The sequence below is a fragment of the Exiguobacterium sp. KKT215 genome (assembly GCF_055635335.1).
The window spans coordinates 840581-854200 of the sequence record NZ_CM145756.1 but is presented as its reverse complement, the minus strand read 5'-3'; the positions used below and the strand labels follow the sequence as shown (position 1 = coordinate 854200).

Below are 13620 nucleotides of genomic sequence, written 5' to 3'. Positions count from 1 at the left end.
ACCTCTGCATGAAATTGATTGACTTCAGTATAAGAAACCTAGGGAGGTATCGTCTATCTTTATGCTTGTTCGAGTGTCTGTTTGAACGAACGGATCGTGCCCGTGAGCGTCGCGACGTCGATTCCGAACGTGTCGGCGCAGTCGTCGAGGATGAGGGCATCCCGTTTCGCATAGAACATCCAGACGAGGGCCGCGGCCGATGCCGTGACGTCCTCGAACGATACCCCGGCAAGGAGCAGGAGTGAGAACCGTTCATAGAAGTCGCCGTCGAGGCTCATCTGTTCCGCTTCCGTCACTTCCGTCTCGGCAAGCAAGAGCGCGTCATACGCCCGAGCGATGCGGACGTCGCCTGTGAACGGGGCCTGGCAAATCTCGGCGCGGCACTTCTCGGCGAACGCGATCACCGTCTCGTTGTCGGTGATGCCGCTCGTCAATGCGAGCGCTTCGAACGCCTCGTCATCGGCGAGCTTCGAGATGATTCGGATAATCTCGATTCGAGCCGCGTCTTCTTCTTGGCGCAATCCTTGAACGAGCGCCGAACGGAACTCGAGATTGTCGCGGATGTCGTACGGGCTCTTCTCTTCGAATCGTTTCAACTCGTCACTGTTCAAATAGGTAGCCGCTTCTTCAAGACGCCCGGTCTTGTAGGCGGATACGCTGAGCCAATGCCCTAACAGTGAATCCCCACGGAATCCGCGTTCCTTCAACAGGCGAAGTTCTTCGTACGCGCGGTCATATTGACCAACGAGCGCGAGCGTCGTGGCGAGTTTGTAGCGTAAATCGAACTGGAGCGGACGGACACGTGTCAGCGGGACCGACAGTTGGAGCGCCGCGTCCGATTGTCCGGCTTCATGCAGCAACAGAATCGTGTTCAAGAGCGCATGCAAGTTGCCCGGGTTCTCATCGAGCACGTACTCGAGCGTCTCGAACGCCGCTTCATCGTTGCCGAGATAAAAATTGACGACGGCCAAGTTGTTGAACGCCGGCCAAAAGCGCGGATAGCGATCGATTAACCGTTCGAGCGTCGACTTGGCTGCGAACAGGCGGCCTTTGTCGATATGCTGTTGGGCCTCGGTGTGCCACGTGATCAGCTCGTCTTCCTCGTCTTCCTCGAGTTCTTGTTCGAGTTCAATCAGTTCTAACAGGGATTGGACCGAGTCCGCGTAGCGTCCGTGTGCCTCGACTTCGAGGTAGCGGTTTGCATACATCGCTGCTTCTTCATATAAAGAGATATAGGCGCAGTTGCTCGCAAGGTGATATAAGGCCTCTGTTGACGTTTCATCGAGTTCAAGCACCCGTTTCCACACGTCATTGGCGTGGTAGATCTCCCCTACTTCAAATAACAGTTCAGCGTACTGTTTGTGATAGTCGACGCGGTGGGCTGCAGCGGCAGTGGCTTCAGCCATGAAAAAAGTCGCTTCATCTAGGCGACCTTCACGTAACGCACGACGACCTCTATAGTAGTGGAGCTCCGCGGCGAGCGGAGATTCTGGTTCGGGTAGCGTCATTACTGCTTCATAGTTCGCTTCCATATTCTAAATCCTCCACATCATCTCTAAATCTTTTTTTAGTTGCAGGGTTAAGAATACCGCACTCATTCAGTGAGGGCAACTGAAAAACTTAAAAAAAATCGAGACTATATTCCTTCTATAATGAATATATTTTGCTAGGTCCACTAAATGCTTTTTGACAAAAATATGAGGGTTTTGTGTCAGCGCCCACAGACACAAAAAAGCGGCATCCCCTTTAAAAAAAGTGATACCGCTCTAGTAATTTTATGAGGACGGACATGTCTTGACCTCAAAATGATTTCGCGCTAAATTGTGTCTATTTTGTGTCGACGGTTTGGAGCTTTGCGCCAACGACGCGCTCTCCGGGCAGGACGTCGCGATGCACGACGGCACCGGCACCGATGACGGCCCGGTCGCCAATCGTGACGCCAGGAAGAATCGTCACGTTCGCCCCGATCAACACCTCGTCCCCGATGCGGACATCCCCGATCCGGTACTCGTCCACGAGGTACTCGTGACAGAGAATCGTCGAATTGAACCCGATGACCGTATTACGGCCGATCGAGATTCGCTCCGGGAACATGACGTCCGGTGTCACCATGAGGGCGAGCGCGCTATACTCGCCGATTTCAATGCCGAGGAACGTCCGGTACAACCAGCGTTTCGCTTTGACGGATGGGAAGTAGCGGCCGATCAAGACGACGGTCGTGTTTTTAAAGACGCGCAGGAATCGGATCGTCCGATACATCTGCCAGAGCGGGTTCGGCCCATCGAGACGAAACCGTTCCGTCTTACGCATGGACCGTGACCTCGTCGAGCCACGCCTCGAAATGTTCCATCGAGTCGATAATGACGTCCGGCTCGAGCGCTTCTAAGAACGCACGGCCTTTGAGCGCCCATCCGACGGCGACTGTCTTCGTGCCGGCGTTTTTGCCGCTGAAGATGTCCGTGTCGTTGTCTCCGACCATGACGGCGCGGTCCGCCGTCGACCCGAGCGCGTGGAGCGCCCGCTCGACCGGTTCGGCGTGCGGTTTCTCATGAATGACATCGTCGGCCGTGATGACGACGTCGAACAAGTGGTCGATGTTGAACAAGCGCAATCCTTGCTCGACGACGGGACGGCCTTTCGACGTGACGACGCCCATCTTGAAGCCTTTGGCGTGAAGGCGGTACAGCCCTTCGATCACACCCGGATATTCGGCGACGAGCTGGTCGTGCATCGCGATGTTGAAGCTGCGATAGAACGCCTGCATCTCTTTCCATTCCGGCTCATTGAGCGCTTTGAACGACTTCTCGAGCGTCGGTCCGATGAACGGGAAAATGTCCTCATCGCGATACGTCTCGTTTGGGAAGTAATACCCGAGCGTGTGACGGAAGCTCGCGATGATGAGCGGGTTCGTATCGAGCAACGTGCCATCCAAATCGAATAGAAGTGTGTCCATCAATCAAACAGTCCTTTCTCTGAAGGGTCGTCGTATCGTTTCGCTTTGCGGCGGATAATCATCATGACGATACCGAACACGATCATCGCGATCGAGACGAGTTGTGCCGTCCGGAGATCACCGGCCATCAAGCTATCGGTCCGCAGTCCTTCGATATAGAAGCGACCGATTGAGTACCAGACGAGATACGACAAGAAGATATAGCCGCGCGGCGGGTTACCGACCATACGCCATACGACGAGCAAGATGACGCCGATGATGTTCCAGACGCTCTCGAACAAGAACGTCGGCAAATAGTAGGCCCCGTCGATATACATCTGATTGACGATCCAGTCCGGGAGGAACAGCGTCTCTTTCAAGAAACGACTCGTCGTCTCGGCACCGTGCGCCTCTTGGTTCATGAAGTTGCCCCAGCGTCCGACCGCCTGTCCGAGCAAGAGGGACGGTGCGAGGATGTCCGTGATCTTCCAGAACGACATCGACTTGCGCATGCAATAGATGACGACGACGAGCAGCGCCCCGAAGATGGCCCCGTGAATGGCGATGCCGCCTTGACGGATGTCGATGATTTGGCCGAGGTTCTGACTATAGTAGTCCCATTGGAAGATGACGTAGTAAATCCGGGCGAAAACGATGCTGATCGGAATCGACCAGATGATGACGTCGACGACCCGTTCTGAATCATAATTGAGGCGCTTCGCCTCGAACAAGGCGAGAACGAGGCCGAGCATCGCCCCGAAGGCGATAATCATGCCGTACCAATAAATCGGGAGTGACCCGATCTCAAACGCGACGCGGTCAAATGTTGGCTCTACCATTATTCCATGTCTCCTTCGTTGTCATGGATGGCGTTCGCGAGCCGCTCCGCGAACTCTTCGGCCGTATTGATGCCCATGTTCTGCAGACGGTAGTTCATCGCCGCGACTTCGACGATGACAGCCAAGTTACGTCCCGGACGGACCGGAATCGTCAAAATCGGCACTTCACTGTCGATGATTTTCATCGTGTTGTGATCGAGCCCGACGCGGTCATATACTTTGCCCGCATCCCAGTTCTCGAGGTTGATGATCAAGCTGATTTTCTTGTGCGAACGGACGGCACCGGCGCCGAACAACGTCATGACATCGATGATGCCGATTCCGCGAATCTCGAGCAAGTGGCGAATCAGCTTCGGCGCTGAACCGACGAGCAATTGGTCCCCGGTCTGGCGAATCTCGACCGAATCATCGGCGACGAGACGGTGGCCCCGCTTGACGAGTTCGAGGGCGGTCTCGGATTTCCCGACGCCGCTCTGCCCTTTGATGAGCACGCCGACGCCGTAGATGTCGACGAGCACGCCGTGCATCGCCGTCATCGGTGCGAGTTCCATCTCGAGGAAGTTCGTGATTTGTGACTCGATTGACGTCGTGACCGCGTTCGTGCGCATGAGCGGAACGTTCGCCGCCTCGGCTTCTTGTTCAATCTCTTTCGGGATGTCGAAGCCGCGCGTGATGAGGATGCCCGGTGTCAATTCCGTGCATAAAATCTTCGCCCGCTCGCGGCGGCTCTCTTCCGACAAGCTCGCGTAGAACGTGAGCTCGGTCTTCCCGAGCACTTGCAGCCGATTTTTCGCATAGTGGGTATAGTAGCCGGCAAGGACGAGTCCCGGTCGACTGAGGTCCGGTGTGGCGACGGGACGATGGAGTCCCTCTTCCCCGGCGATGACTTGAAGTTTGAAGCGCTCAACGAGTTGAGCCGTGCGTACGATATTTTGCATGAGTATCTGCCCCTTTCACGCTCATTATTGTATCATAGCTCTTCTGGAGAAGCGTCAACGAAAGTGAGCGAAACGTGTCGAAAAAAAGAGATGAAACTAATTCGTGGCGATTCCGTAGAACGGGTATAGAGGATTAGGGAGGTGAAATCACATGAATTCACTATTTTGGATTGCCATTGTCTTTATTTTTATCGTCGGGATTGCGGCGCTCGTCTACTTGGTCAAATCACTGTTTGACATGTGGCGCGAATATGCCGCGACGAAAAACGAGACGGTGTTGCTGTTGTTCATCTTGAACATCGTCGGCTTGTTCTTGTCCGGGTCGCTGTTATCGATGATCGTCGCCATCATCTTCTATTGGAAACGGTCGAAGACGATGCGGAACCTCGGGATTTTCTTACTCATCGCCGGACCGGTCCTGTTCATCCTGTTCATCATCGGCTCATTCACGCTGTATGACGGTCAAATGATGGATTGGGAACAAATGGAGTATCAAATGAATCTATGACATGACAAAAACCCGGAGGCAACCGCCTTCGGGTTTTGTCATGGATGTCTCATTCGCCCGGTACATAGCCGACCACGGTGTTCGACTCCGGTGCGACCAAGATCGTCGGTACGTCGACGCTACTGTTCGGGTCCGCTTCGAACGAGACGGCGAGCGCCTCGGTCCCGGCATACGCATCGTCCAACAGTTCATAACCATCATCGACCGTGACACGATGTACCTCGGCACTTGCTCCCGCATCGATTGCGGGCTCCTGCCAGTTCCGCGCGGTCACATACGCCCAGGCGACAGCAATCGCTTCGTCGCCAGCCGGCTCGTTCTCATTGACGATGCGCTGTTCGTCGGCACATCCGCCAAGCACCAGCACCGCAATCATCATCCATCCGTACGCTGACACAAATCGCTTCATCCCGTCCCTCCTCGTCTCTCAAGTTAAAAGAAACCCGAAGGCGAGAGGCCTTCGGGTTGTCGGTCATTGCTGATGGAACGGGTTGTTCAAGTCAGCCGGATTGACCGGGTCGACTGGATCGATTGGTTCCACCGGCTCGTGTTTGTCCTCTTCGAGGAACGTCGACGGTGTGTGGAGCGAACCGTGTTCGAGGTCGATCGTGCCGGTACGCGTCCCGGCCTCGACTTCGATCCGCGGTGTCTGGCCACGGCCCGACAAGAATTCGAGTCGGCGTTGGGCGACGTCTTTCCGGTCGCGGATGATCTCGAGCTCGTCTAAATTACAGTGGAGACCACCGAAGTTCGTCTCGAGTTCTCCTTCGACCTCGACGCCGTGCGGCAAGACGAGACGGACGTTTCCGGCGAGCGAGGCGAGCTCGAACTTGGCCGGACGTGCCGTCGCGAGTTCGGCGCGGATGTTCCCGTTGCCGGTCTTGAGCGACGCCTTGTCGTATTTGCCGTTCACGATGACGGCTCCGTTGCCGGTCCGGACGTGGACGAGTTCCGATTCGACCGCTTCGACTTCGACCGTTCCGTTCCCCGTGTTGAGGAGCAGCTCCGAGGCATGTACTTCATGAAGTACGACCCGGCCGTTCGCCGTCTGGATACGAACGCTCTCGACGTCTAGGCCGTCGGCACGGACCTCACCGTTGAGCGTCTGTACGTGTAGGTGATCGAAATGATGATGCGGGACGTACAGTTCGACGTGCGCCCGGACGAGCTTGTCGCGGAGTGACACGACGAGACGGTCACCGATGACCGAATGCTTGACGGCTGACTGGAGCTGTTCGAGCGCCTTGTCCGCGTCCTGCTGACGGAGCGGACGTCCGGTGACAATCAGTTCACACTCGTCGTTGTCCGACGAGACGATCGTCGCCGAGGCGTTGAACAAGTCGAGCGAGATATCTTTCCCGGTGAACGGGAAAGATTTCGAATACGTCACTTCCGGCCCGAAGTTCGAGCTGAACGTGAAGTCGCTGTCACGAAGTTTCGTCACGAGCCCTTCGACCGCCGACGTCAGTTTCGTCGTGAGCGACTCGACCGAGTAGGCATCGACTTTCTCCGTCTCTTGACGTTCCTCGAGCGCTTGGACACGCTCCGGCTCCAACTTCTCGAGCCGTTCGAGCTGGGTCATGCCTTCTTCAATCGTCAACTTCCCGTCTTTCACTTGCTGGAGAATCAGTTCACGCATTTCTTGTTTCACTGTTCGTTTCCCCCTTCGATTTGGTCACACGTCAATCATGTTCCCGTTTCTCATCATTTCTATACCTTACTTACGTTTTCCTGCTTTCGGTTTCGCTCGGGCTGCATCCCGTTCTAACACCGGTTTCAAATACTTGCCGGTGTACGACGCGGCGACTTCGGCGACTTCTTCCGGCGTCCCGGTCGCGACGATCGTACCGCCGCCGTCCCCGCCTTCCGGTCCAAGGTCGATCAAGTAGTCGGCCGATTTGATGACGTCGAGGTTATGCTCGATGACGAGCACCGTGTCCCCGTTCTCGACGAGGCGTTGCAGCACTTTCAACAGACGAGCGATGTCGTCGACGTGAAGACCCGTCGTCGGCTCGTCCAAGATGTAAATCGTCTTCCCGGTCGAACGTTTATGGAGCTCGGAGGCGAGCTTGACGCGCTGCGCTTCCCCGCCGGACAGTTCCGTCGCCGGTTGTCCGAGTTTCATATAACCGAGACCGACGTCAAAGATCGTCTGGATCTTGCGCTTGATTTTCGGAATCTTGTCAAAGAAGTCGAGCCCTTCCTCAATCGTCATATCGAGCACGTCGGCGATCGTCTTACCTTTGTACTTCACTTCGAGCGTCTCACGGTTATAGCGTTTCCCGTGACACACTTCACACGGGACGTAGACGTCCGGCAAGAAGTGCATCTCGATCTTGATGATCCCGTCCCCGCGGCACGCCTCACAGCGTCCGCCCTTGACGTTGAAACTGAAGCGCCCTTTCTTATAGCCGCGCATCTTCGCCTCGTTCGTCGACGCGAACACGTCACGGATATCATCGAATACACCGGTATATGTCGCCGGGTTCGACCGCGGCGTCCGTCCGATCGGTGACTGGTCGATATCGATGACTTTGTCGATATGGTCGAGTCCTTCAATCTTCTTATGCTTCCCTGGTTTCGCCTTGGCCCGGTTGATGTGATGAGCGAGCGATTTATACAGAATCTCGTTGATGAGCGTCGATTTCCCGGAACCGGAGACGCCGGTGACGGCGATGAACATACCGAGCGGAATCGAGACGTCGACCCCTTTCAAGTTGTTCTCTTCCGCCTTCAAAATCTTCAAGAAACGCTCGTCCGGCACTTTCCGTTCGGCCGGGAGCGGGATGAACTTCTTACCAGACAAGTATTGGCCTGTTAGCGATTTTCTGTTCTTCATGAGCTGTTTCGGCGTCCCGGCGGCGATGACTTCTCCGCCGTGTTCGCCGGCACCCGGTCCGATGTCGATCAAATAATCGGCTGCCATCATCGTGTCCTCGTCGTGCTCGACGACGATGAGCGTGTTACCGATGTCACGCATCTGTTTGAGCGTCGCGATCAAGCGGTCGTTGTCACGCTGATGCAATCCAATCGACGGTTCATCGAGGACGTATAGGACGCCCGTGAGCCGTGAGCCGATTTGCGTCGCGAGACGAATCCGCTGCGCTTCTCCACCCGAGAGCGTCCCGGCGGCGCGTGACAACGTCAAATAGTCGAGACCGACGTTGTTCAAGAAGCTGAGCCGCTCACAAATCTCTTGCAAGATGAGACGGGCGATGGCGATATCTTTCTCGCTCAACTCTGTCATGATCGAGTCGAACAACTTGATGGCGTTGACGACGGACAGTGAGGTCACTTGCCCGATATGGTGGCCCGTGATTTTGACGGCGAGCGTCTCTTCTTTCAACCGATAACCGCTACATGTCGGACAAGCGTGTGTCGCCATGTACGTCTCCATCTGTTCACGGATATAATCGGACGTCGTCTCTTTATAGCGGCGCTCGATGTTGCGGAGCACCCCTTCGAAGAAGATCGTGTTCGTCCGGACTTGTCCGAAATCGTTCTCGTAACGGAACAAGAACGACTCTTCGTCCGTCCCGTGCAAGACGAGGTCTTGGTCACGCTTCGACAGACGTTCGAACGGCACGTCCATGTCGATGTCAAAGTGTTTGCACATCGAGGCGAGCAGTTGCGGATAATATTGCGAGCTTGTCGGCTGCCAGGCGACGACGGCGCCTTCCTTCAGCGTCTTCGACGGGTCCGGGATAACGAGTTCCGGGTCGACATCAAGCTTCGTACCGAGCCCGTCACACGTCGGACAGGCACCGAACGGCGAGTTGAACGAGAACATACGCGGCTCGAGTTCGCCAATGGAGAAGCCACAAATCGGACAAGCGTGATGTTCGCTGAACAGGAGCTCGGTGCCGTCCATCTTGTCGATGATGGCTCGGCCGTCGGCAAGGCGAAGCGCCGTCTCGAGCGAGTCGGCAAGACGACCTTCGACGTCAGCGCGGACGACGAGGCGATCGACGACGACTTCGATCGAATGTTTCTTATTCTTATCAAGCTCGATCTCATCGGTCAGTTCGATCGTCTCGCCATTGACACGAACGCGGACGAACCCTTCCTTTTTGAGCGAGTCGAACACTTTGACGTGCGTCCCTTTGCGGCCCGAGACGATTGGCGCCAGGATTTGCAGGCGCGTCTTCTCCGGCAGTTCCATCACTTGGTCGACCATCTGTGAGATGGTCTGGCTCGAGATTTCGATACCGTGACGCGGACAGACCGGTTTCCCGATGCGAGCGAACAAAAGACGTAAGTAGTCATAGATTTCCGTCACCGTTCCGACGGTCGAGCGCGGGTTACGGCTCGTCGTCTTCTGGTCGATCGAGATGGCCGGGCTCAGCCCTTCAATCGTATCGACGTCCGGTTTGTCCATCTGTCCGAGGAATTGACGGGCGTAGGCCGATAGACTCTCGACGTAACGGCGCTGCCCCTCGGCGTAGATGGTGTCGAACGCGAGTGACGATTTACCGGAACCGGACAAGCCCGTCAAGACGACGAGCTGGTCCCGTGGAATATCGATATCAATGTTTTTCAAGTTGTTGACGCGCGCCCCTTTGATGACGATCGCATTTTTCTTTTCAGCCATTTAATTCCCTACCTTCAACTCCAAGATTAAGTCACGCAATTCGGCCGCCCGTTCGAACTGGAGGTCGCGGGCCGCTTGTTTCATTTCTTCTTCTAGCTTGGCGATGGCTTCCTCACGTTCAGCCGGCTTCATCGAGCTGAGTGATTCGAGCACATCCTCCTCGGCGTCGACCGTCGCGCGGATGACGCCGCGTACTTCTTTACGGATCGTCTGCGGCGTGATGCCGTGTTCTTCATTATAAGCTTCTTGAATCGAGCGACGACGATCGGTCTCTTCAATCGCCCGTGTCATCGAGTCGGTCATCTTATCAGCGAACAAGATGACGTGCCCGTTCGAGTTCCGCGCCGCCCGCCCAATCGTCTGAATGAGCGATCGGTCCGAACGGAGGAACCCTTCCTTGTCGGCGTCTAGAATCGTGACGAGACTCACTTCCGGGATGTCTAGTCCTTCCCGCAGTAAGTTGATTCCGACGAGGACGTCGTATTTTCCGAGACGCAGGTCACGGATGATCTCAATCCGCTCGAGCGTCTTGATTTCAGAGTGCATATAGTTGACCTTGATGCCCGCTTCACGCAGATAGTCCGATAAATCCTCGGCCATCTTTTTCGTGAGCGTCGTCACGAGGACGCGTTCGTCCTGTTTGATGCGGTCGCGAATTTGGTCCATCAAGTAGTCGATTTGTCCTTTGATCGGATGAATCTCGATCGTCGGGTCGAGCAGTCCTGTCGGCCGGATGATCTGTTCGATCATGTGCGGGGTATGCTCGAGCTCGAACGGACCTGGTGTCGCCGAGATAAAGATCGCTTGCGACAACTTCTTCTCGAACTCGTCGAACTTGAGCGGACGGTTATCTTTAGCTGAAGGCAGGCGGAACCCGTGGTCGACGAGCACTTGCTTCCGGGCCTGGTCACCGTTATACATGCCGCGTACTTGCGGGAGCGTCACGTGCGACTCATCGGCGACGAGTAGGAAGTCTTTCGGGAAGTAGTCGATGAGCGTGTAAGGCGTCGCCCCTGCCTCGGTCAAGTTCAAATGACGCGAATAGTTTTCGATGCCTGAACAGTAGCCCATCTCACGCATCATCTCGAGGTCATAGTTCGTCCGCTGTTCGAGACGCTGGGCTTCAAGCAGTTTGCCTTCCTCGCGGAACTTCGCGAGCTGTTGTTCGAGCTCGGCCTCGATGTTGACGATCGCTTTTTGCAGCTTCTCGTCGCGGGTGACGAAGTGGGACGCCGGGAAGATTGAGACGTGCTCGCGGTCGGCGATGATCTCGCCGGTGAGCGGGTCCATCTCGCGGATGCGATCGATTTCGTCTCCGAAGAACTCGACGCGCAAGCATTGTTCGTCGCGTGACGCCGGGAAAATCTCGACGACATCGCCGCGGACACGGAAACGGCCGCGCTGGAAATCGATATCGTTCCGTTCATATTGGATGTCGATCAGTTTGCGAAGCATCTGGTCGCGCCCCATCTCTTTCCCGACACGGAGACTTATGACGAGACTGTTATATTCTTCCGGGTTACCGAGACCGTAAATACAGGAGACGGAAGCGACGATGATGACGTCGTCGCGCTCGAACAAGGCCGATGTCGCCGAGTGGCGGAGTTTATCGATCTCATCGTTGATCGAGGCGTCTTTCTCGATGAACGTGTCGGTCGACGGCACGTACGCCTCCGGCTGGTAATAGTCGTAATAGCTGACGAAATATTCGACGGCGTTGTTCGGGAAGAACTCTTTGAACTCCGAATACAGCTGTCCGGCGAGCGTCTTGTTGTGGGCCAAGACGAGCGTCGGCTTCTTCACTTCTTGGATGACGTTCGATACGGTGAACGTCTTCCCGGTGCCGGTCGCACCGAGCAACGTCTGATACCGGTCGCCGCGATTGATTCCTTCGACGAGCTGACGAATCGCTTCCGGTTGGTCGCCGGCCGGCTTATATTCTGAATGTAAGTCGAACGGAACGCTAATCTTATCCATGTATATTCCTCGCTTTCTTTACCTTGCATATTGGCTTGATTATATCACATACACGAACAAATATTCGCTTCTGACACGCTTCCCAAATCGTTCCGCTTTTCGTTATCATGGAGAGTGAATCTAAACAGAAACGAGTTGGTCGTCATGTGGTCGCTTCTCTTTATCCCGCTCGGTGCCGTCGTCGGCGCCTTGTCCGGCTTCTTCGGCATCGGCGGCGGGGTCATCATCGTCCCAGTGTTGCTCTTTAGTGGATATTCGGCGGCCGAGGCCGTCGCCACGTCGCTCCTATTCGTCGTCGGGACGAGCCTGTCCGGCGCCAAGAAACATACGTCGCTCGGCAACGTGTCCTGGTTGACAGGCATCACGGTCGGCTTGGCCGGTGCCGTCACGGCTCAGCTGTCGAGCCGGCTCGTCCTCTCGATCTCGGGCACGTACGACTGGTTGCTCAATCTATTTTATCTGGCTATCCTATCTTATTTTGCCGTTACGCTATTAAAGAAAACATCGAAACCGCAGAAGCCGAAAAAATCATCGCTACTTGCCGCCCTCGTCATCGGGATGATGGCCGGGCTGTTGTCGGCGCTACTCGGTATCGGTGGCGGTTTCATCATCGTCCCGCTCCTCGTCAGTTGGCTTGGATTCTCGACACATCACGGGGTCGGAACGAGCCTGGCTGCCGTCCTGTTCATCTCGCTCGGCGGACTCGTCGGTTATCTCCCGTCGCTGTCGCTCGACTACGTGACGCCGCTCGCGTTGGTCATCGGCGCTTTCATCGGAGCCCCGTTCGGCGCCACGCTCACGAATCGCTATCACGATAAAGAGATCTCTAACCGACTCGCCTGGTTATATATGGCCGTCATCACCTCGATCGCGCTCGATCTTGGTGCCGCCGTCTATGCGCCGCTCGCGTACGTCAGTTTGGCGGTCCTGCTCGCTTTTCTTGTCGGGATTGGACTCGACTTCAGACGGCGTATTGTCAATCAAAACCACTTTTCATAAGAAAAGTGGCTTTTTTTGCATATACGGTTTTGAAACGCTTACATTTGGGGCATATAATGAAGTGGTAAGCCAAATTTAATATGGAAGGAAGGGAGTATCACATGTCAGCATTCGTCAGCGAAATTATTGGTACAATGCTACTCATCTTGCTCGGTAACGGTGTCGTCGCCGGCGTCGTGCTCCGTCATTCGAAAGCGGAGAACGCAGGTTGGGTCGTCATCACGTTCGGTTGGGGCTTCGCCGTTATGATCGGGGTATACGCAGCCGGAATCTACGGAGGGGCGCACTTGAACCCTGCCGTCACGGTCGGGCTCGCGACAGCAGGCTCATTCCCTTGGGCTGATGTGCCAGCCTACATCTTGGCACAGTTTATCGGGGCGTTCATCGGGGCCGTCCTCGTGTTCGTGCACTACAAACCGCACTATGATGTGACCGACGATCCAGGTGCCAAACTGGCCACCTTCTCGACCGCACCAGGGATTCGTAGCACGCCGTTCAACTTGATCGGGGAAATCATTGGTACGTTCGTCCTCGTCTTCGGAATTTTGTCATTCGGGGCCAACACGTTCACGGACGGCTTGAATCCGCTCATCGTCGGTTTCCTCGTTGTCTCGATCGGTCTCTCGCTTGGTGGTACAACGGGATATGCCATCAACCCGGCACGTGACCTCGGGCCGCGGATTGCGCATGCGATTCTTCCAATCAAAGGCAAAGGGACGTCGGACTGGGGCTATTCATGGATCCCGGTCGTCGGACCAATCATCGGGGCGGTCATCGCCGCATTGGTTTACGGCATTCTTGTCCCATAATCTTTCTAATTTCTAAGGAGGCACTCT

12 protein-coding genes are annotated in these 13620 nt (G+C 55.6%); 3 read left to right on the top strand and 9 right to left on the bottom strand.

Annotation, left to right across the window (positions count from 1 at the left end; genetic code table 11):
* Positions 1–59 precede the first annotated feature (59 nt).
* From ACZ2GZ_RS04515 to hprK, 5 genes are all read right to left on the bottom strand, one after another.
* Positions 60–1532 carry a tetratricopeptide repeat protein gene (locus tag ACZ2GZ_RS04515; protein ID WP_251135315.1) on the bottom strand — a complete coding sequence of 491 codons (1473 nt, stop codon included), beginning with the start codon at positions 1530–1532 and terminating at the stop codon, positions 60–62.
* A 295-nt stretch (positions 1533–1827) separates the two neighbouring features.
* Complete coding sequence (locus ACZ2GZ_RS04510; RefSeq protein WP_214715939.1) at positions 1828–2310, bottom strand: acyltransferase; 483 nt, start codon at positions 2308–2310, stop codon at positions 1828–1830.
* The gene (ppaX, locus tag ACZ2GZ_RS04505) at positions 2303–2953 is read right to left on the bottom strand and encodes a pyrophosphatase PpaX (protein ID WP_214715941.1); all 651 of its coding nucleotides are present in this window, start codon (positions 2951–2953) and stop codon (positions 2303–2305) included. Before ppaX ends, ACZ2GZ_RS04510 begins: the two co-directional genes overlap by 8 nt.
* Entirely contained in the window at positions 2953–3771 is an 819-nt protein-coding gene (gene lgt, locus ACZ2GZ_RS04500; RefSeq protein ID WP_214715950.1) for a prolipoprotein diacylglyceryl transferase, read from the bottom strand. The genes ppaX and lgt overlap by 1 nt, the downstream gene beginning before the upstream one ends.
* The gene (gene hprK / locus ACZ2GZ_RS04495; protein ID WP_021065430.1) at positions 3771–4709 is read right to left on the bottom strand and encodes an HPr(Ser) kinase/phosphatase; all 939 of its coding nucleotides are present in this window, start codon (positions 4707–4709) and stop codon (positions 3771–3773) included. The genes lgt and hprK overlap by 1 nt, the downstream gene beginning before the upstream one ends.
* A gap of 151 nt (positions 4710–4860) precedes the next feature.
* On the opposite strand from hprK, the gene ACZ2GZ_RS04490 reads away from it, so the two are divergent.
* Positions 4861–5217, top strand: a complete 357-nt coding sequence (locus tag ACZ2GZ_RS04490) for a hypothetical protein (protein WP_029595046.1) — start codon at positions 4861–4863, stop codon at positions 5215–5217.
* 49 nt (positions 5218–5266) lie between these two features.
* On the opposite strand, the gene ACZ2GZ_RS04485 is transcribed toward ACZ2GZ_RS04490, so the two are convergent.
* The 4 genes from ACZ2GZ_RS04485 to uvrB form a co-directional block, all read right to left on the bottom strand.
* On the bottom strand, positions 5267–5626 hold the full coding sequence (locus ACZ2GZ_RS04485) for a hypothetical protein (protein ID WP_029595045.1): 360 nt from the start codon (positions 5624–5626) through the stop codon (positions 5267–5269).
* Between the two features lie 63 nt (positions 5627–5689).
* On the bottom strand, positions 5690–6868 hold the full coding sequence (locus tag ACZ2GZ_RS04480; RefSeq protein ID WP_029595044.1) for a DUF4097 family beta strand repeat-containing protein: 1179 nt from the start codon (positions 6866–6868) through the stop codon (positions 5690–5692).
* 66 nt (positions 6869–6934) lie between these two features.
* Positions 6935–9808 (bottom strand): excinuclease ABC subunit UvrA, encoded by a 2874-nt coding sequence (gene uvrA / locus ACZ2GZ_RS04475; RefSeq protein ID WP_029595043.1) that lies wholly within the window; start codon positions 9806–9808, stop codon positions 6935–6937.
* Entirely contained in the window at positions 9809–11785 is a 1977-nt protein-coding gene (gene uvrB / locus ACZ2GZ_RS04470) for an excinuclease ABC subunit UvrB (RefSeq protein ID WP_251135316.1), read from the bottom strand.
* Between the two features lie 114 nt (positions 11786–11899).
* Here uvrB and ACZ2GZ_RS04465 point away from each other — a divergent pair, with 114 nt between their 5' ends.
* Together ACZ2GZ_RS04465 and ACZ2GZ_RS04460 are read left to right on the top strand one after the other, a co-directional pair.
* Positions 11900–12784, top strand: coding sequence for a sulfite exporter TauE/SafE family protein (locus ACZ2GZ_RS04465; protein WP_214715952.1), 885 nt, complete (start codon positions 11900–11902; stop codon positions 12782–12784).
* 101 nt (positions 12785–12885) lie between these two features.
* Positions 12886–13593 carry an MIP/aquaporin family protein gene (locus ACZ2GZ_RS04460; RefSeq protein WP_029334585.1) on the top strand — a complete coding sequence of 236 codons (708 nt, stop codon included), beginning with the start codon at positions 12886–12888 and terminating at the stop codon, positions 13591–13593.
* Positions 13594–13620: the final 27 nt, after the last annotated feature.

What these genes read in the sequence shown, in the direction of transcription:
- ACZ2GZ_RS04460 (WP_029334585.1), top strand. Translation starts at nt 12,886, where the DNA reads ATGTCAGCATTCGTCAGCGAAATTATTGGTACAATGCTACTCATCTTG.
- lgt (WP_214715950.1), bottom strand. Translation starts at nt 3,771, where the DNA reads ATGGTAGAGCCAACATTTGACCGCGTCGCGTTTGAGATCGGGTCACTC.
- ACZ2GZ_RS04485 (WP_029595045.1), bottom strand. Translation starts at nt 5,626, where the DNA reads ATGAAGCGATTTGTGTCAGCGTACGGATGGATGATGATTGCGGTGCTG.
- ACZ2GZ_RS04490 (WP_029595046.1), top strand. Translation starts at nt 4,861, where the DNA reads ATGAATTCACTATTTTGGATTGCCATTGTCTTTATTTTTATCGTCGGG.
- ppaX (WP_214715941.1), bottom strand. Translation starts at nt 2,953, where the DNA reads ATGGACACACTTCTATTCGATTTGGATGGCACGTTGCTCGATACGAAC.
- hprK (WP_021065430.1), bottom strand. Translation starts at nt 4,709, where the DNA reads ATGCAAAATATCGTACGCACGGCTCAACTCGTTGAGCGCTTCAAACTT.
- ACZ2GZ_RS04510 (WP_214715939.1), bottom strand. Translation starts at nt 2,310, where the DNA reads ATGCGTAAGACGGAACGGTTTCGTCTCGATGGGCCGAACCCGCTCTGG.
- ACZ2GZ_RS04515 (WP_251135315.1), bottom strand. Translation starts at nt 1,532, where the DNA reads ATGGAAGCGAACTATGAAGCAGTAATGACGCTACCCGAACCAGAATCT.
- uvrA (WP_029595043.1), bottom strand. Translation starts at nt 9,808, where the DNA reads ATGGCTGAAAAGAAAAATGCGATCGTCATCAAAGGGGCGCGCGTCAAC.
- uvrB (WP_251135316.1), bottom strand. Translation starts at nt 11,785, where the DNA reads ATGGATAAGATTAGCGTTCCGTTCGACTTACATTCAGAATATAAGCCG.